The organism is Pantoea sp. nfd-35, from assembly GCF_056892255.1.
Map to the genome: position 1 here is coordinate 4,301,465 of NZ_CP122403.1, position 17,708 is coordinate 4,319,172.

Here is a 17,708-nt window from a genome sequence, read left to right on the forward strand (position 1 = left end):
TGGCGGGTCGCCAATGATGTTTAGCCGTCCAGATGTTTACACCGCTATATTCTGCGGGTACTGTATGTCGCTCAAGCGCAAATTATTCAGCTTCGATGTGAAGGACTCTCATGATCGAATTCAAACACCTCCGGACGCTTCAGGCTCTGCAGAATACGGGCTCGCTGGCTGCTGCTGCGGCTCAGCTTCATCAGACACAGTCGGCGTTATCACATCAGTTCAGCGATCTGGAACAGCGGCTGGGATTTCGTTTGTTTGTTCGTAAAAGTCAGCCACTGCGTTTTACCCCGCAGGGCGAAATTTTATTGCAGCTGGCAGAGCAGATACTGCCGCAAATTCAGCAGGCGCTTCAGGCCTGCCACGAACCGCATCAGACCACGCTGCGCGTCGCGATCGAATGCCACAGTTGCATTCAGTGGCTGACACCGGCTTTAGATAAGTTTCGTCAGAGCTGGCCCCAGGTGATGATGGATTTTAAATCGGGCGTAACCTTTGATCCGCAGCCCGCGCTGCAGCAGGGCGAACTGGATATTGTATTGACGTCGGATATCCTGCCGCGCTCAGGCTTGTTCTATTCACCTATGTTTGATTTCGAAGTCCGCCTGGTGCTGGCGCCAGATCACCCTCTGGCGCAGGTTGAACACATTTCACCTGAAGACCTGGCGGATGAAGTGCTAATGATTTATCCGGTACAGCGCCAGCGCCTGGATATCTGGCGCCACTTTCTGCAACCTGCGGGGATCAGTCCGGCGCTCAAGAATGTCGATAACACGCTGCTGATGATTCAAATGGTCTCGGCGCGCATGGGGATTGCTGCGCTGCCGCACTGGGTCGTCGAAAGTTTTGAAAAACAGGGCCTGGTGATCACCAAAACGCTGGGCGAAGGGTTATGGAGTCGTCTTTACGCCGCTGTGCGCGACGGTGAACAGCGCCAGCCGGTACTGGAAGCGTTTATGCGTTTTGCCCGTCAGCATGCCTGCGAGCATCTGCCCTTTGTCAGGGACGCCGCGCCTCCTGCGAAGGTTTTATCGCGTGAGTGACAAAGCTGCGCGATAGCAGGCAAAATCCCCTATAATGCGCAGCCTGTCGATTTACCATGAGAAGATCTCACCATGACTAACAACGATATTCTGCGCAGCGTGCGCTATATGCTCGATCTGAACGATGCCAAAATGGTGGCGATTTTTGCGCTGGCTGAATGTGAAGTGGCTCAGGCGGACATCACCAGTTGGCTGAAGAAAGATGAGGATGCGGCGTTTCGACCCTGCCCCGATGTGGTGATGGGATATTTTCTTAACGGTTTAATTTTTCATCGCCGCGGAAAAAGTGAAGACGCGCCTGCGCCCTCCATCGAGCGCAAGATGAACAACAATATCTTTATGAAAAAGCTGCGCATCGCGTTTGATTTGAAAACTACCGACATTCCTGACGTGCTGAAAAAAGCCAACTTTACGGTCTCTCAGGCTGAGATTGGCGCAATCTTCCGCAAACCGGATCATAAAAACTACCGCGAGTGCGGTGACCAGATCCTGCGTAATTTTCTTAAAGGGCTGACGATGATTCATCGCCCCGCCACAGGTAAACCCGCTTAATCAGAAACGCCCTGACCGGAAGCAGCTCGCCTGTCATGCGGTCTGCTTCCGGTCAGGCTCAGGGGCGTTCACAGCCTGTTTCCAGCCCAGATGCCCTGCATTCCTCTCCCGCTACGGTTTACTCGCTGGCAAGGCCCGCCCCGGACTATCTTGCGCTGTTGCCTACCACCCAGCGCTTATGGACCCACAGCGACGCCATAATCACGATGGCTCCTGCGATAAAGCTTGGCCAGTGCGGTTTTTGCTGCCATATCGCCAGGTTCACCAATAAGCCGGCCGGAACGTGCATGTTATTCATAATGCCCAACGTGCCGGCATCGACCTGCGTCGCGCCGTAGTTCCACATAAAGTAGCCCAGCCCCGAAGCCGCGACGCCCAGCCAGACCAGAATGCCCCATTGCAGCGTCGTGGTAGGCAATTTATGGGGATTGCCCCAGGCTGCCCAGGCAACGATCGCAATCAGAACCGCGCCCAGATAAAACCATGAAAACGCCGTATGTTGCGGCATTGGACGGGTTTCCTGCAAACGTTTGTAGCCCACCATCCCCGCCGCGAAGCAGATATTCGCCAACTGGACCAGCAGCAGACCAAACCAGAAGTTATCGCTGACTTTGTCATAACGAATGATTGCCGCGCCAGCAACGGCCAGCAGCGCACTGAAAATGTAGCCCACGCGCAGGGGCCTTCGGCTTATCAGGTCGTAGATTAAGGTGACATACAGCGGCGTCATTACGGTGAACAGCAGGAATTCTGACACGCTCAGATACAGATAGGCTTCAAAACTCAGCAAATACATAATGCCCAGCTGCAACATCCCTACCAGCATATAGAGCAAGAGCGTCGAAGGCCGATAGCCGCGCCAGCGCAGGAACGGCAGAAACACAATGGCGGCCAGCGCCAGGCGCATCAGCACTGAAAACCAGCTGTCCACTTGCCCGGCAAGGTATTCACCGATCAGGCTAAAGGAGAATGCCCACAGAATGGTAGTAACAATCAATAAAAGCACGGTAACAACCCCGAAATAAACAGAGCGTCAGTGTAAACAATGTCCTGAATCAGAGCTGCATTATCTGGTTGACATCTGGTTATTTACCAGGCGATCAGGCAACGATCCCTCACCCCGACTTTTATCCGCTCAGGAGAGCATGCCTGAGGTTAAAAATGGGCGAAAAAGCGCATCTGCCTGGCATTTTCGCGCCTTACTGTAATAAAACTGTAACAAATTTGTCATTCATCACAGTAACCCAGTCCGCCTCTGTCTATTCTCTGCGCGAAATGGTGCATTGCGAGCACCCTTTTTTCTTTCGACCCAACCTGCTGGGGAATCAAAACCATAATGCGCCCGGAGGGCCACCCTAATGTTAAGTATTTTTAAACCTGCACCACACCAGCCTCAGGTGGCAGAGGATCGTATCGATCCACTCTACCGCCGCCTGCGTTGGCAAATCTTTATCGGTATTTTCTTTGGCTATGCGGCTTACTACCTCGTCAGAAAGAATTTTGCCCTGGCCATGCCTTATCTGGTTGAACAGGGTTTCTCACGAGGCGATCTGGGGTTTGCGCTTTCCGGTATCTCCATCGCTTACGGCTTTTCCAAGTTTATTATGGGCTCGGTGTCCGACCGCTCTAATCCACGGGTCTTTTTACCCGCAGGATTGATCCTGGCCGCTTTCGTGATGCTGTTCATGGGGTTTGTTCCCTGGGCAACCTCCAGCATCATGGTGATGTTTGTGCTGTTGTTTATTTGTGGCTGGTTTCAGGGAATGGGCTGGCCACCCTGCGGACGCACTATGGTGCACTGGTGGTCGCAAAAGGAACGCGGCGGCATTGTCTCGGTGTGGAACTGTGCGCATAACGTCGGCGGCGGCATTCCTCCCCTGCTGTTTCTGCTGGGAATGGCCTGGTTTAACGACTGGAAGGCGGCCCTTTATATGCCGGCCTTTGGCGCCATTGTCATTGCCATCCTGGCCTTTGCCCTGATGCGGGATACGCCGCAGTCCTGCGGTCTGCCGCCCATCGAGGCCTACAAAAACGATTATCCGGCTGACTACAACGAAAGCCATGAAGAAGAGTTCACGGCGAAACAAATCTTCATGAAGTATGTTCTGCCGAATAAATTACTTTGGTATATCGCCCTGGCAAACGTGTTTGTTTATCTGCTGCGTTACGGCATTCTGGACTGGTCACCGACTTACCTCAAAGAGGTGAAACACTTCACGCTGGATAAGTCGTCCTGGGCTTACTTCTTCTATGAGTATGCGGGGATCCCTGGCACGCTACTGTGCGGCTGGATGTCCGATAAGGTGTTTCGCGGAAACCGTGGCGCGACGGGCGTGTTCTTTATGACGCTGGTGACCATCGCAACGGTGGTTTACTGGTTAAATCCGCCGGGTCATCCCGGTGTGGACATGGCCTGTATGATTATTATTGGCTTCCTGATCTACGGGCCGGTGATGCTGATAGGACTCCACGCGCTGGAGCTGGCGCCGAAAAAAGCCGCCGGGACGGCCGCGGGCTTTACCGGGCTGTTCGGTTATCTGGGAGGATCGGTTGCAGCCAGCGCCATTGTGGGTTACACGGTGGACTATTTTGGCTGGGATGGCGGATTTTTAGTCATGATTGTGGGCTGTGTGCTGGCAGTGATCTTGTTGCTGCTCACTATGGTCAGCGAGCATAAACACAAGCAAAAACTGGCCTAGCCGTCAGAAGGCCGGTTAACCGGCCTTCTGCTCAGGCGCACTACGATAAATACAACTTTCTGAGCGTCGCCGGCACGGCATCCTCAACATTGCTGCCAATCACTTCCAGCTCTGGCAGGGTATCTTTCAGGCGCTGGTGCGCATTAGCCATAATGCAGCCCTTGCCCGCCATACTCAGCATTTCGACGTCGTTCATACCATCACCAAAGGCAATACAGTCTTTCAGCGTAAAGCCTAACTGTTTTGCCACAGATTCGAGCGCGTGGCCTTTTGAGACGCCGCCCGCCATCACTTCCAGACAGGTGGGCAGTGAAAAACTGACGTTGACCCTGTCTCCCCAACGCGCTTCAATCGCCAGCTCCATTGGAATAAGGTGTTCAGGCTCTTCGCAGGTGAAAAAGACTTTGCTGATGCCGTCAGTGGGCAATATGCCCGGTTCATAAACCTGATAATGAAAATCAGATTCGCGAAAATAATCTTTCTCTGCCGGACTGCAACGGCTGACAAACCACTCATCGTCACGATAAACATGGGTCAGCACTTCCGGATGATGGTACTGCAGGCCGAACAGGTCCTGGGCGATATCCCAATCCAGGTTATGGCTAAAAATCAGTTCGCCGGCTGGATTATGCACACGGGCACCGTTTGACGTAATCATATACGCCGGAATCCCCAGCTTGTCGCGCATTTGTCCAACATCAATGTGATGGCGGCCCGTGGCGAAAATAAAGTGAATGCCTTTTGCCACCAGCTGCTGCAACGTTTCTCGGGCATCAGGCGTGAGGCGGTGTTCGGGAGAGAGCAGTGTGCCGTCCAGGTCGGACACAACAATGTGGTACATGAAAACCTCGGGTATCTGTGTCGGTTGGCCGTAGCCGGTAATGTAAACGGATAACTAGTGATGCGATAAAAAGAAATCGACGATCCCATTCAATGCTTCGGCGCGCATGCTGTCTTTTTCAAACAGAATCTCGTGGCGTGCACCTTTAATAACCTGGGGCTTATCGCCCTCACAGGGATGACCGGCTGCCGCCATGGCGGCGCAAAACAGATCTTGTGAGCGGTTATCCACCACGCTGTCTTCGCTTGCCTGTAGCAGCAGTAGCGGCGTCGTTATTTTATCAACCTGACTGAATATGTTGCGTCCGGCATGAATGCCTTCCCGTACCCAGTGATAGGTGGGACCGCCAACACGAATCGCCGGGTCGTCCGCATAAAAACGCAGGCTGCGACGATAACGTTCATGACTGTGCGTCAGACGGTTAATGCCAAAGGGATGAGCCCGCCAGCGCCCCGTGCCTAATGCATAGCCATCGCGAACGGCAGGTCGTTTCTCTGCCCAGTCGAGGATCTTATGCGCCAGAAAAGAGGGTAACGGCAGCGCGATGCCAAACATCGGCGCAACCAGAGCCGCAGCGTGAAACGCGCCAGGCTGACGCGCCAGGAACAGGGCCAGAATTGCGCCCCCCATTGAATGCGCCAACGCATAACGTTGTTGATAATGACGGCTCACAATCTCTTTCAGATAGAGCGTTTCAAGGTCATCGACATAGTGGGAAAACTCCACCACATGTCCAAGATGCGAATCATCCAGCAGCCGATCGGATCGCCCCTGACCACGGTGATCGAGCACGATCACATCGAACCCACAGTGAAACAGATCGTAGGCCAGCTCGGGATATTTAACGTAGCTCTCAATGCGCCCGGGAACGATTACAATCACGCGCTTGTGTTGCGGTGAAATGAACCGAACGTAACGTAAGGTCAGATTTTCAACACCGGTAAATTCACACTCTTCACGGCTGTGCCAGAAATCAAGCAGTGGGCCGGTCGCGAAGGCAGCGAAGGCCTTTTCGCGTTGCAGCCAGCTTGCTCTGTGTTGCTTCATCCGCCCTCCTGATTGCCGGAAAAAAAGAGTCTGAACGGCCGCATGATGTCCATAGCCCTGCGCAGCATTCTGGCGTATTGTGTCACACTTCAGACGTGACAGGGAGTACAACCCATGACCATCGAATGGTGGCTGACTTATCTTCTTACCACCACAATTCTTAGCCTTTCACCCGGCTCTGGTGCCATTAACACCATGAGCACGGGCATCAGCCACGGTTATCGTGGTGCGGTCGCGTCTATTTCAGGCCTGCAGGTTGGTCTTGCCCTGCATATCGCCCTGGTGGGGATCGGTCTTGGGGCGCTTTTTTCCCAGTCGCTGCTGGCGTTTGAGATTTTAAAGTGGGCCGGCGCAGGCTATCTGGTCTGGTTGGGCATCCAACAGTGGCGCACTGCGGGCGCGATTGACCTCAACGCTATGTCGAAAGCCATGCCGCGTCGTCGCCTGTTCAAGCGGGCAGTAATGGTGAACCTGACGAATCCCAAAAGCATTGTGTTTCTGGCGGCGCTGTTTCCCCAGTTTATCCTGCCTCACCAGCCGCTGATGCTGCAGTATCTGGTGCTGGGCGTCACAACCGTTCTGGTGGATATCATCGTCATGATTGGCTATGCCACATTAGCCACGCGCATTGCAGGATGGATCAAAGGGCCCAGGCAGATGAAGCTAATGAACCGCATTTTCGGCGGCTTATTCATCGCGATTGGGGGACTGCTGGCCAGCGCCAGACGTATCGCCTGACCCGGCGGAGGCTGCCGCACGACAGTGACGCTGTCGGCGGCTTGCCGTAACGACTGACGTGTCCGGTAACCGGCTATCAGCGCGACAGGATCAGATGAATGCCAAAACCGGCAAACAGCACGCCCGCAACACCGTCTACCCACTTCGCAGCACGTTGATACTTATCCCGCATCCACGGCAGGGCAAAAACAGCCGCGACCAGAGAAAACCAGGCGAAGGTTTCAACGCTTATCAGGACGAACAGCCCCCAGCGTTCCAGCCCCCCCACATCGTTACCGATAAACAAGGAAAAGACGCTACCAAAGTAGATAACCGCTTTGGGATTCGACAGGTTGGTCAGCAGACCTTTAATAAAGCTCATGCCTTTCCTGGGCAGTTCGACGACAGGTTCCTGCTGCACGGGCTGTTTGTGGCGCTGACGGGCTGAGCCAATTAACTGCCAACCCATCCATAGTAGATAGAGTCCGCCACCGACCATGATGATTTGGTGTAGCCAGGCCATCTTTTGCAAAATCAGATGCAGGCCCATCAACGCTACCGCGGCCCAGATCATGACCGCCAGGGTAATGCCCAGAACGCCCAACATCGCTTCTTTGCGCGAACGGCTGGCGGCGGTTTGCGAGACAAAAAAGAAATCCGGGCCGGGACTCATCAGGGCAACAAGATGGACCAGGGCAATCGTGCCGAACAAAATCAACATGGTAACTCCTCTTTACTCTTCATCGAGATGTTCTTTAATCATCAGCAAAAACGGCTTACCGAAACGTTCCAGTTTGCGGTGCCCCACGCCGTTCACGCTGAGCATTTCTGAGGCGCTCACCGGCATCTGCTCTGCCATCTCCAGCAAGGTTGCATCGTTAAACACAACGTAGGGCGGAATATTCTCTTCGTCGGCTATCGCTTTACGCAGTTTACGCAGCTTGGCAAACAGCTTGCGGTCGTAGTTGCCGCCATACACTTTGGCCGACCCGCTGCTTTTCGGTCTGGCGGTAATCAGTCTTGGCACCGCCAGCATCAGCGGAACTTCACCGCGCAATACCGGTCGGGCCGCTTCAGTTAGCTGCAGCGCAGAATGCATGGCGATGTTTTGCGTCACCAGCCCCAGATGAATCAGCTGACGCAGGACGCTGACCCAATGCTCGTGGCTGTTTTCTTTACCCAGCCCATAAACGGGCAGCTTGTCGTGTCCCTGTTCGCGGATGCGATGATTATTGGCACCGCGCAATACTTCAACAATGTAGCCCATACCAAAGCGCTGGCCGACGCGATAAATACTGGAGAGTGCCTTTTGGGCTTCCACCAGGCCGTCATAGCGCTTTGGCGGATCGAGGCAAATATCGCAGTTCCCGCAGGGCTGCTGACGTCCTTCACCAAAGTAGTTCAGCAGCACCAAACGACGGCAGGTCTGCGCTTCGGCAAAAGCATTCATCGCATTCAGCTTGTGACGTTCAATATCCTGTAGCGGGCCAGGCTGCTTCTCTTCCAGGCATTTGCGCAGCCAGGCCATATCAGCAGGATCGTAGAGCATCATGGCTTCTGCCGGCAGGCCATCACGTCCGGCACGTCCTGTTTCCTGATAATAGGATTCAATGTTGCGTGGAATATCAAAGTGCACCACAAAACGCACGTTCGGCTTGTTGATGCCCATCCCAAATGCCACGGTCGCCACCACGATTTGCAAATCGTCGCGCTGAAACGCTTCCTGTACGCGGGCGCGCTGGGCGCTGTCGATTCCGGCATGATATGCCCCAACGCTTAACCCCCGGCTTTGCAGACGTGCGGCGGTATCCTCAACTTTTGCCCGGCTGTTACAGTAAATAATGCCGCATTTACCGCGCTGATCCTGTACGTAACGTAGCAACTGCTCAGTGGGTTTAAATTTTTCCACCAGAGTGTAACGAATATTGGGGCGGTCAAAACTGCTGATTTGAATCAGCGGATCCTGCATATGCAGCAGGTTAATGATATCAAGACGGGTCGTTTCGTCAGCGGTCGCTGTCAGCGCCATGACGGGCAGATCGGGAAAGCGCTGGCGCATCTGTCCCAGCGCGCCATATTCCGGTCGGAAATCATGCCCCCATTGGGAAATACAGTGCGCCTCATCAACGGCCAGCATACAGGGCTGCCAGTGCGCCAGACTGTCAAGAAAGTTGTCCATCATCAGACGTTCTGGCGCGATATAGAGCAGCTTAACGCGCCCGTTGCGGCAATCGGCCATGACAACCTGCTGCTGCTCGCGCGTCATGGTCGAGTTCAGACAGGCCGCGGCCACGCCGTTTGCCAGGAGCTGATCCACCTGATCTTTCATCAGGGAGATGAGTGGCGACACCACCAGTGTCAGCCCCTCGCGCACCAGCGCCGGAATCTGATAGCAGAGTGATTTACCGCCGCCGGTCGGCATCACCACCAGGCAATCCCGCCCGCTCAGCGCTTCATTTATGATTGTCTGCTGACCGGGACGAAACTGCTGGTAGCCGAAGGTATCCTGCAATACCTGCTGCGCCAACGCTTCCTGATTAAGAACTGCCGAGGTTGCCACTGTATTCCTGACTTAATGGTTGGTTAGAACAAATCGTTAAGGGTCACACCTACGCCTAAACGAGTCTGACGGTGGTTATAGTCAATGAGAGATTCACCATAGCCGCTAAACAGCTGGGTGTAAAAACGCACGTGCTGGGTGATGGGATAACTCCAGCCCAGCGTAGCGCCGCCGTAACCGCTATTCCAGTTATAGTTGCCTTCCACGCTGAAAATGCTGTCACCCATCGCATAGCCCACTTTCGCCCGATAGTAGCCCATGTATTTTGTAATATCCGGGTTATCGTCCGTGCTGGCGCTCTCAGAAATACGGAACCAGGGTTTGATCTCTGCGAGGAAATTACCGTTTTGCGCCATCAGGCGGGTATAAACACGGTTCCAGCTGCGTGACGTGGGATCGCTACGGCCATTGGACTGATGATTCACGCCCACTTCAACATCACGTAGCGTCCAGCCGGCAAACGAATAATCGGTCGCCCAGCCCAGGAAAATCTGCGGCTCATAGTTTGTCTCGCGGAAGGGCGACGACTCTTTTTTATTAGATAGCTGCCACCATGAGCGCTGAGTATAGGACGCGGCTAACACGGAGTTGTCACCCAGGATGCCGCGCCACAGTGGAAATGCCAGACTAAGCTGGAATTTCACTTCGTCTTTACGGGCATTCTGCGCCCAGTTATAAGAGGAAATCGCCTCTTTATTAATGTCGCTGGTGTACGTGTAAAGCAGATAGTTATTTTCGTAAGGATAAAGCACAAACGGGTTGTCATGCTGCTCCAGCAGGTTGGCAATAATGCTGCCACGAACCTGGGGTGCATCGTGAACGTGTTTGATCGTGGCTTCGTCCGCCTGCGCCAAAGCAGGAAGTAACATTGCCGCCAGCAAGGCGCGATGCTTACGCATAGGATTCTCCAGTGGAAACTGCGTATTCATAAAAGCGAATGGGTGTTGTAAAAAGCAGGACATTCTACACACAAATGTGAGCGAACATCAGCGCTGATTTCCTAAACTGGAAACCCTGTCGAGCGAAGCATAGAATAAACAACTCATTAACATCTACAGTTCATTTGTCAGCTGTTCAGGACTAAACACCATGTCATCCGTGCTATTGACTCAGCAGGACGCTCGCCGCCTGGTCGGTGAAATTTTTATTTATCATATGCCGTTTAACCAGGCACTTGGTCTGGAACTGGATCACCTTGACGCCGACTACGCTGAAATCAGTTTTGTGAACAAAACCATGCTGGTCGGCAATGCCGCTCAACAGATTCTCCACGGTGGGGTCACCGCCGCCGTACTGGACGTGGCGGCAGGCATGGTGTGCGTCAGTCATGCCTTGACGCGTGAGGAAACAATCAGTGAGGAAATGCTCCGCCAGCGACTGTCTCGCATGGGAACGATTGATATGCGGGTAGACTATCTGCGTCCCGGTCGCGGCGAGCGTTTTATCGCCACCAGTCGTTTACTGCGTGCCGGCAATAAAGTCTCTGTGGCGCGGGTGGAGTTACACAATGATCAGGGCGTTTACATCGCGACCGCCACAGCCACCTATCTGACAGGTTGATCACAGAACTGAACGCGTGGCAGCGTTTGAGTACTGCCACGCGTTATCCTGCCTGAATCAAAACATAGTATTGGTGTTCGCCGACGTCGCCGGTACAGCCTGAATCACATCCCAGTGCTCGACAATTTTGCCGTTTTTCACGCGAAAAATATCCGTAACGGCCTGGCCACGATCGTGTTCACCGTTGGTGGAGTGAACATGCAGCCAGACCAAATCGCCATCGGTCGCACTTCGGACGATGCGTGCTTTTGACTGCGGGTTTTTCCTGAAATAGTCGGTAAAAAAGTTAACAAGCGGTGCCTTGCCGTTTGGCACGCCGGGATTGTGCTGACGGTAATTATCCGCGATAACCCGGGCCGCTTCAGCGACCTTGTGGTGATTAAAAAATTGATCATAGAAATGGATCACCAGTGCACGATTGGCCTCTTCCACCTTGATATCCCGGCCTTCGCCAGGTTGTGCCGCGTAAACTGCACCCGCGGTCAGGATACCTGCCGCCAGCAACAGGGTTTTCAGAAAAGCTATCATCATTATTCTCCTTGATCGTTCGTCATAGCGCTGGTCGCGAGGCACCAGATTTTGAGTACACAGGGATTGCCTGACGTCTGTCGAATGCGATACAGGGTTTCGCTCAGACACCTGGTCACAAAAATAGACTGACGTCGTGACGGATGTTACATTCGCGCAAAATGGATAACAAGAAGTCACACCAGAGTGACTTAATCACCTGAAAGTGACGCTTAGCGATGCACAGGAACCGACCCGATGCCCAAATCTTCACCCGCAACCTTTACGTATCAACAACCTTGCCCCATCCGGGATGTGCTTGACCGGATAGGCGACAAATGGAGTTTATTGATTCTCGAAGCGCTGGCCGAACAGACCTTACGTTTCAATGAACTTCACCGTCATATTGGCGATGTTGCCCGTCAGGTGCTGTCACGCAGTCTGAAACGGCTGGAAATGGATGGCTATATCCTGCGCACACTTTATCCGGAAGTGCCGCCGCGCGTTGAGTACAGCCTGACGGATTTAGGCCGTTCATTTCTCGAACCCATGCAGCAATTAATTGCATGGGCAGATAACAATCATCAGGCCATCTGCCTTTCTCGCCAGCGCGCGCTGGAGCAGGAGAAAGACTGACCCAGCATTATCGCCAGATCGGGCTACAGAGATAACGAGGACTGCGTTACCATTGCGGCCCTCTGTCACGCCGCTGTATTTCAGTGACCTCCGGTACAGTACGAAATTTCAGGATGAATTATGGATACCCAGCAAACCCGTCAGGGCATCGGCTTTGCGCTTGGCGCTTACTTTATTTGGGGCATTGCGCCCGCCTACTTCAAATTAGTGAAGGCCGTACCGGCGACTGAAATCATGACCCACAGGGTGATCTGGTCAGCACTGTTCATGTTGTTACTGATTACCCTGAGTCGCAGTTGGGGACAGGTCAGAAGCGTGCTGCGCCAGCCAAAAAAAGTGCTGCTACTGGCCCTTACGGCGGTAACGGTAGGGGGAAACTGGTTGCTGTTTATCTGGGCGGTGAACAATCAGCATATGCTTGAAGCCAGCCTGGGCTATTTTATCAACCCGTTGATTAACGTTGTGTTTGGCATGATTTTCCTGCGTGAACGTTTCCGTCGCCTGCAGTGGCTGGCGGTCGCCCTGGCGGCTGGCGGCGTGCTTCTGCAACTGTGGAAATTTGGCTCAGTGCCGGTGATTGCCTTAGGGCTGGCGTTCAGCTTCGCGTTTTATGGCCTGATGAGGAAGAAAATTCAGGTCGATGCCCAGAGCGGCATGCTGATAGAGACGCTGTGGCTGTTTCCGCTGGCCGCGCTCTATCTGTTTGGCTTTGCTGACAGCAGCACCAGCCACCTTAGCGCGAACCCCATGAGCCTGAACCTGTTACTGATCGCCGCAGGCATTGTTACCACGATTCCGCTGATGTTCTTCGCCGCGGCTTGTACCCGACTGCGCCTGTCAACGGTGGGCTTCTTTCAGTATCTGGGCCCTACGCTGATGTTCTTGCTGGCGGTGCTGTTTTATGGTGAAACCGTTACGCCTGATAAAATGGTAACCTTTGGCTTTATCTGGCTGGCTCTGTTGGTCTTTATTCTGGATGCCGTGGCGTTTTCAGCGCGGAGCCGAATGCGCAAAGCGTGAAAGAAAGCGCGCCATTGCCGGCCCGGTCAGTAAGATGGTGAATAATCGCAGGGTCTGCATCGCCATCACAAAAGCCATATCTACCCGGCTTCCGGCAGCGATAATCGCCACCGTGTCCAGCCCGCCTGGGCTGGTGGCGAGATACGCCGTCATCAGGTCAATATGCAACACGCGGGTTAACATCCATGCCAGCCCACCGCACAGCAGCATCAGGCCAAAAATGGACAGCAGCATCTGCGGCAGCGTGCTTAACGCCAGCCTGAAGATCGGCCGGGTGAAACGTAACCCCACGCTCCAGCCAATCATGGCGTACGCCAGGGCAAGCAGCCATTCTGGCATCTGAAGCACCGCCGTACCGGTTGAATGCAGGGTTGCACCAATCAGCGCAGGTATCAGTAACGCGCCAGATGGGATACGCAGCCATGGGCCAAGCCATGCGCTGCAAACCACCAGGCACATTGTCACCAGGAAACCGCTGTTAAGCGCCGGAAACCACACCAGCGAGCCGGCATGACCGCCATCGCCCAGCCCGATCCGCGCCACCATGGCCGCCGCGCCCGCCACAAACAGCACCCGCAGATACTGCATGAACGCAACCAGCCGGACGTCCGCGCCAAATTCGCCCGCCATCGCGACCATCGCAGAGGCACCACCAGGGGAAGATCCCCATGCGCCCGTCGGGCCCGGAAGCTGGCTGAAACGCACCAGCAGAAAACCCGACAGCCCGCTGGCGGCCAGCGTCAGCAGCAGGACCGCTAACACGACTGGCCAGTCCTGCAGCAGCGGCGTCAGGATAGAAGGTGACAGGCTTTGCGCAATCATGCAGCCCAGCACCGCCTGCGACAGCAGAAATAACCGCTTGTTAATACGCAGTGTGGCACCGGACAGGCCCATGACCACGCCAACGATCATGGGTCCCAGCAACAGGGCGGCCGGCACGTGAAAATACTGGAAGATTGCGCCAAGTAATACAGATGACACTAACAGCAGCAGCCATTGCCAGCGCAACGAAAGAGCGTCCATAGAATGATTAATCAATTATGAAAATTGAGCGGCTAGAGTAGCAGAATTAAGGCGGCAGGCCAGCAAAATGGGCCGTATTAACAGCCCGTGCTGATGATTAAAGCCAGTTTTTACGCTTGAAATAGAGATAAGGTGCCAGGCCTGCAAGCATCATCAGGCAAATGGCGCCAGGATAGCCAAAGCTCCACTTCAGTTCAGGCATAAACTCAAAGTTCATGCCGTAGCTGGATGCCACCAGCGTCGGTGGCAGGAAAACCACGGATACCACCGAGAAGATCTTGATGATGCGGTTCTGCTCTATGTTGATAAAGCCCATCGCCGCCTGCATCAGGAAGTTGACCTTTTGAAACAGCGACTCATTGTGGGGCAGCAGAGATTCGATATCGCGCAGGATCTCGCGCGCCTGCTCCAGCTGATTACCCGGCAAACGGGCTTTTCGGACCAGAAAATTAAGCGCACGCTGCGTATCCATCAGACACAAGCGCACCTTCCAGCCGATATCTTCCAGCTCGGCTAAACGCGAGAGTGCCTGGTCGTATTCCTCACCCTGCTGGCCTTCCATGATGACGCGGCTGAGCTTTTCCAGTGCGCTGTAAATGTTCTCAATTTCATCTGCCAGTTGTTCGATTTTCGTCTCGAACAGATCAAGCAGCAGCTCATAGGCATTGCCATCGATCAATGTCTGGTTACGGGCACGCATTCGATAAAGACGAAAAGCGGGAAGCTCGCGCTCGCGCAGCGTATATAAACGCCCTTCGCGGATGGTAAACGCAACGGTGGAGTTACCGGCGTGATCTTCGGCATCTTCAAAAAAGAAGAAGGAGTGAATGTGCAGGCCGTCTTCATCTTCGAAGAAACGCGCCGAGGCTTCGATATCTTCCAGTTCAGGGCGCGTTGCCAGGCTCTGGCCCAGTTCAGATTGCACGCGGTCGCGCTCGCCTTCTTCAGGCTCGACCAGGTCAACCCACACTGACGTGGTCAGTTTATCGCTTTCATCTTCCAGTTCCAGACGCGTCAGGCGACTGTTATCAAGTTTAAATGCGCTCAGCATAGCAAGACTCCCCATTGCAGACTTTATGGGACAACGCTGTCGGCCGGTCTGAATGCAGACCCGCGAACCTGAACACGGATAAAGGATAAATCAGTGCTGACTCGTGCGACGGATTAAAAAGGGAGGTCGCTGATAACCGCTAAGGCTACCAGCGTAATGAGATAGCCTTAGATGTTATTCCTGAAAACCAGGTTAATGAGCCAGCATCGACTGGGCGTGTCCAAGGCATTGTCCTCTCATGATAATAGTGCGCGCATGTTACGCTGAGACGAAAAAGTCGTCAACCAGCGCCTAGACGGTTTCCAGTTTAGCGTAGGCGGCCACCAGCCACTTGATCCCCTGGCCCTGAAACGCCACCTGCAAGCGGCTGTGTTCTCCGCTGCCTTCGAGATTCACAATAGTGCCTTCACCAAATTTGGCGTGGCGAACGCGTTGCCCCAGGGCGAATCCCGTGTCGTTTTTGCTGATCGGTGTGCCCATGCGCTGATGACTGACCGGTCGCGTCACACTGGCGCGTAAACGGACTTCTTCAATACAGGCTTCAGGCAGTTCGCCAATAAAACGTGAAGGTCGATGGTAGACTTCTTTACCGTAAAGACGACGGGTTTCCGCATAGGTCAGCGTCAGCTTCATCATGGCACGCGTGACGCCGACGTAAGCCAGGCGACGCTCTTCTTCCAGTCGCCCGCCTTCATCCAGCGCCATCTGGCTCGGGAACATGCCCTCTTCCATCCCGACAATAAACACCTGGCTAAACTCCAGGCCTTTCGCGGAGTGCAACGTCATCAGCTGCACCGCATCCTGCCATTTGTCCGCCTGGCCTTCCCCGGCTTCGAGAGCCGCATGAGAAAGGAATGCCTGCAGCGGCATCAAATCTTCGTCTTCATCCTGGTAGCTGAACTGGCGCGTTGCCGTCACCAGTTCTTCCAGGTTTTCGATACGGGCCTGGCCCTTTTCACCCTTTTCCTGCTCGTACATGATCCACAGGCCAGAATCCTTGATGACTCTGTCGGTCTGCACGTGCAGCGGCATATCCACGGTTTCGCTTGCCAGCGAATCCACTAACTCACAGAAGCGTTGCAGCGCAGAGGCCGCACGACCGGCCAGGGCGCGCGACTGAAGCAGCTCGCGCGTTGCCTGCCATAAGGTCATCTGCTTTTCCCGAGCCGTCTGACGCACCACATCCAGCGTACGGTCGCCCACACCGCGCGTTGGCGTATTCACCACGCGCTCAAAGGCGGCGTCATCGTTGCGGTTGGCCATCAGTCGCAGATAAGCCAGCGCGTCCTTGATTTCCTGACGTTCGAAAAAGCGCATACCGCCATAGATACGGTACGGCATGCTGGCCTGTAGCAGGGCTTCTTCCAGCACACGCGATTGGGCATTGCTGCGATACAGGATGGCGCAATCCGCCAGCGCATTGCCGTTTTCCATCCAGGCCTTGATACGGTTGACCACAAAGCGGGATTCATCCAGCTCGTTAAAGGCGCAGTAAACCGAAATGGGCTCACCATCGCTGCCGTCAGTCCACAGTTCTTTCCCCAGTCGGCCGTTGTTATTGGCGATCAGGGCATTCGCTGACTTCAAAATGTTGTTGGTCGAGCGGTAGTTTTGCTCCAGGCGAATGGTATCCGCGCCGGGAAAATCCTTTAAAAAGCGCTGAATGTTTTCGACCTGCGCACCGCGCCAGCCGTAAATTGACTGATCGTCGTCACCCACGATAATCACTTTGCCGCTGTCGCCCGCCAGCATGCGAATCCAGGCGTACTGAATATTGTTGGTATCCTGAAACTCATCCACCAGAATGTTACTGAAGCGCTCACGGTAATGATTCAGGATATGGGGTTTGTTTAACCACAGCTCGTGAGCACGCAGCAACAGTTCAGCAAAGTCGACCAGCCCGGCGCGATCGCAGGCTTCCTGGTAGGCCTGGTATATCCGCAGCCAGGTTTGTTCGACCGGATTGCCGTAGCTTTCAATATGCTTGGGCCGCAAACCTTCATCTTTCTTGCCGTTGATGTACCACATGCCCTGGCGCGCTGGCCACTGCTTCTCATCCAGGTTCATCGCCTTAATCAGGCGCTTGAGCAGGCGCAGCTGGTCTTCACTGTCGAGGATCTGGAAATCCTGCGGCAGGCCTGCGTCAAGATGATGCGCGCGCAGCAGGCGGTGTGCCAGACCGTGGAACGTGCCTATCCACATTCCCCCCTGGCTGGTACCAATGAGCTGCTCAATACGGTGGCGCATCTCTGCGGCCGCCTTGTTGGTAAAGGTCACGGCCATAATGGAGTATGGGGAGCAGTTTTCTACCGACAGCAGCCAGGCGATGCGGTGCACCAGAACGCGTGTTTTTCCGCTGCCCGCGCCCGCCAGCACCAGCAGGTTACTGCGCGGCGCCGCAACGGCCTCGCGCTGTTTGTCATTCAAACCGTCGAGCAGTTCAGAAACGTCCATA

Annotated in this window: 18 protein-coding genes; 7 read left to right on the top strand and 11 right to left on the bottom strand. The window is 54.4% G+C overall.

The window, feature by feature from the left end:
• Positions 1–110 precede the first annotated feature (110 nt).
• The gene (metR, locus tag P9J57_RS19860) at positions 111–1,040 is read left to right on the top strand and encodes an HTH-type transcriptional regulator MetR (protein WP_483279354.1); all 930 of its coding nucleotides are present in this window, start codon (positions 111–113) and stop codon (positions 1,038–1,040) included.
• Between the two features lie 72 nt (positions 1,041–1,112).
• Positions 1,113–1,592, top strand: coding sequence for a YehS family protein (locus tag P9J57_RS19865; RefSeq protein WP_013024089.1), 480 nt, complete (start codon positions 1,113–1,115; stop codon positions 1,590–1,592).
• A 145-nt stretch (positions 1,593–1,737) separates the two neighbouring features.
• On the opposite strand, the gene P9J57_RS19870 is transcribed toward P9J57_RS19865, so the two are convergent.
• Positions 1,738–2,598, bottom strand: coding sequence for a carboxylate/amino acid/amine transporter (locus tag P9J57_RS19870; RefSeq protein ID WP_013024088.1), 861 nt, complete (start codon positions 2,596–2,598; stop codon positions 1,738–1,740).
• Positions 2,599–2,950: 352 nt separating this feature from the next.
• On the opposite strand from P9J57_RS19870, the gene glpT reads away from it, so the two are divergent.
• Positions 2,951–4,291, top strand: coding sequence for a glycerol-3-phosphate transporter (gene glpT / locus P9J57_RS19875; RefSeq protein WP_013024087.1), 1,341 nt, complete (start codon positions 2,951–2,953; stop codon positions 4,289–4,291).
• A 40-nt stretch (positions 4,292–4,331) separates the two neighbouring features.
• Here the strand turns inward: glpT and yigL are convergent, their stop codons facing one another.
• Both yigL and pldB read right to left on the bottom strand, forming a co-directional pair.
• Entirely contained in the window at positions 4,332–5,132 is an 801-nt protein-coding gene (gene yigL / locus P9J57_RS19880) for a sugar/pyridoxal phosphate phosphatase YigL (protein ID WP_013024086.1), read from the bottom strand.
• A 54-nt stretch (positions 5,133–5,186) separates the two neighbouring features.
• Positions 5,187–6,179: a lysophospholipase L2 gene (gene pldB / locus P9J57_RS19885; protein ID WP_014595021.1), complete on the bottom strand. Its 993-nt coding sequence runs from the start codon at positions 6,177–6,179 to the stop codon at positions 5,187–5,189.
• A gap of 114 nt (positions 6,180–6,293) precedes the next feature.
• Here pldB and rhtB point away from each other — a divergent pair, with 114 nt between their 5' ends.
• A complete protein-coding gene (gene rhtB / locus P9J57_RS19890) occupies positions 6,294–6,917 on the top strand; it encodes a homoserine/homoserine lactone efflux protein (RefSeq protein ID WP_013024084.1) in 624 nt (207 codons plus the stop codon).
• Between the two features lie 76 nt (positions 6,918–6,993).
• On the opposite strand, the gene rhtC is transcribed toward rhtB, so the two are convergent.
• The 3 genes from rhtC to pldA are packed head-to-tail and all read right to left on the bottom strand — an operon-like array spanning position 6,994 to position 10,355.
• Positions 6,994–7,617 (bottom strand): threonine export protein RhtC, encoded by a 624-nt coding sequence (gene rhtC, locus P9J57_RS19895; RefSeq protein ID WP_013024083.1) that lies wholly within the window; start codon positions 7,615–7,617, stop codon positions 6,994–6,996.
• Between the two features lie 12 nt (positions 7,618–7,629).
• Positions 7,630–9,456 carry an ATP-dependent DNA helicase RecQ gene (recQ, locus tag P9J57_RS19900; protein ID WP_013024082.1) on the bottom strand — a complete coding sequence of 609 codons (1,827 nt, stop codon included), beginning with the start codon at positions 9,454–9,456 and terminating at the stop codon, positions 7,630–7,632.
• A gap of 23 nt (positions 9,457–9,479) precedes the next feature.
• On the bottom strand, positions 9,480–10,355 hold the full coding sequence (gene pldA / locus P9J57_RS19905; protein ID WP_014606982.1) for a phospholipase A: 876 nt from the start codon (positions 10,353–10,355) through the stop codon (positions 9,480–9,482).
• Positions 10,356–10,545: 190 nt separating this feature from the next.
• On the opposite strand from pldA, the gene P9J57_RS19910 reads away from it, so the two are divergent.
• On the top strand, positions 10,546–11,016 hold the full coding sequence (locus P9J57_RS19910; protein ID WP_014595018.1) for a thioesterase family protein: 471 nt from the start codon (positions 10,546–10,548) through the stop codon (positions 11,014–11,016).
• Between the two features lie 57 nt (positions 11,017–11,073).
• Here P9J57_RS19910 and P9J57_RS19915 read toward each other — a convergent pair whose 3' ends face one another.
• Positions 11,074–11,547 carry a nuclear transport factor 2 family protein gene (locus P9J57_RS19915; protein WP_105082623.1) on the bottom strand — a complete coding sequence of 158 codons (474 nt, stop codon included), beginning with the start codon at positions 11,545–11,547 and terminating at the stop codon, positions 11,074–11,076.
• Between the two features lie 234 nt (positions 11,548–11,781).
• On the opposite strand from P9J57_RS19915, the gene P9J57_RS19920 reads away from it, so the two are divergent.
• Positions 11,782–12,159, top strand: coding sequence for a winged helix-turn-helix transcriptional regulator (locus P9J57_RS19920; RefSeq protein WP_013024078.1), 378 nt, complete (start codon positions 11,782–11,784; stop codon positions 12,157–12,159).
• Positions 12,160–12,279: 120 nt separating this feature from the next.
• Entirely contained in the window at positions 12,280–13,179 is a 900-nt protein-coding gene (rarD, locus tag P9J57_RS19925; protein WP_014595016.1) for an EamA family transporter RarD, read from the top strand.
• Here the strand turns inward: rarD and P9J57_RS19930 are convergent.
• The 4 genes from P9J57_RS19930 to uvrD all read right to left on the bottom strand — a co-directional run bounded on the left by P9J57_RS19930 (position 13,150) and on the right by uvrD (position 17,707).
• Complete coding sequence (locus tag P9J57_RS19930) at positions 13,150–14,202, bottom strand: AbrB family transcriptional regulator (protein WP_024471029.1); 1,053 nt, start codon at positions 14,200–14,202, stop codon at positions 13,150–13,152. The two genes, rarD and P9J57_RS19930, sit on opposite strands and share 30 nt — an antisense overlap.
• 97 nt (positions 14,203–14,299) lie before the next feature.
• Positions 14,300–15,253 carry a magnesium/cobalt transporter CorA gene (corA, locus tag P9J57_RS19935; RefSeq protein WP_014606985.1) on the bottom strand — a complete coding sequence of 318 codons (954 nt, stop codon included), beginning with the start codon at positions 15,251–15,253 and terminating at the stop codon, positions 14,300–14,302.
• Positions 15,254–15,420: 167 nt separating this feature from the next.
• A complete protein-coding gene (ysgD, locus tag P9J57_RS19940; RefSeq protein WP_349887138.1) occupies positions 15,421–15,477 on the bottom strand; it encodes a YsgD/CorL family protein in 57 nt (18 codons plus the stop codon).
• Positions 15,478–15,544: 67 nt separating this feature from the next.
• Complete coding sequence (gene uvrD, locus P9J57_RS19945; RefSeq protein WP_014606986.1) at positions 15,545–17,707, bottom strand: DNA helicase II; 2,163 nt, start codon at positions 17,705–17,707, stop codon at positions 15,545–15,547.
• Position 17,708: the final 1 nt, after the last annotated feature.

Coding starts and splice junctions, on each gene's coding strand:
- pldA (WP_014606982.1), bottom strand. CDS start 10,355: ATGCGTAAGCATCGCGCCTTGCTGGCGGCAATGTTACTTCCTGCTTTG.
- rhtC (WP_013024083.1), bottom strand. CDS start 7,617: ATGTTGATTTTGTTCGGCACGATTGCCCTGGTCCATCTTGTTGCCCTG.
- P9J57_RS19865 (WP_013024089.1), top strand. CDS start 1,113: ATGACTAACAACGATATTCTGCGCAGCGTGCGCTATATGCTCGATCTG.
- P9J57_RS19930 (WP_024471029.1), bottom strand. CDS start 14,202: ATGGACGCTCTTTCGTTGCGCTGGCAATGGCTGCTGCTGTTAGTGTCA.
- pldB (WP_014595021.1), bottom strand. CDS start 6,179: ATGAAGCAACACAGAGCAAGCTGGCTGCAACGCGAAAAGGCCTTCGCT.
- rarD (WP_014595016.1), top strand. CDS start 12,280: ATGGATACCCAGCAAACCCGTCAGGGCATCGGCTTTGCGCTTGGCGCT.
- uvrD (WP_014606986.1), bottom strand. CDS start 17,707: ATGGACGTTTCTGAACTGCTCGACGGTTTGAATGACAAACAGCGCGAG.
- yigL (WP_013024086.1), bottom strand. CDS start 5,132: ATGTACCACATTGTTGTGTCCGACCTGGACGGCACACTGCTCTCTCCC.
- glpT (WP_013024087.1), top strand. CDS start 2,951: ATGTTAAGTATTTTTAAACCTGCACCACACCAGCCTCAGGTGGCAGAG.
- rhtB (WP_013024084.1), top strand. CDS start 6,294: ATGACCATCGAATGGTGGCTGACTTATCTTCTTACCACCACAATTCTT.
- P9J57_RS19920 (WP_013024078.1), top strand. CDS start 11,782: ATGCCCAAATCTTCACCCGCAACCTTTACGTATCAACAACCTTGCCCC.
- corA (WP_014606985.1), bottom strand. CDS start 15,253: ATGCTGAGCGCATTTAAACTTGATAACAGTCGCCTGACGCGTCTGGAA.
- P9J57_RS19915 (WP_105082623.1), bottom strand. CDS start 11,547: ATGATGATAGCTTTTCTGAAAACCCTGTTGCTGGCGGCAGGTATCCTG.
- P9J57_RS19910 (WP_014595018.1), top strand. CDS start 10,546: ATGTCATCCGTGCTATTGACTCAGCAGGACGCTCGCCGCCTGGTCGGT.
- metR (WP_483279354.1), top strand. CDS start 111: ATGATCGAATTCAAACACCTCCGGACGCTTCAGGCTCTGCAGAATACG.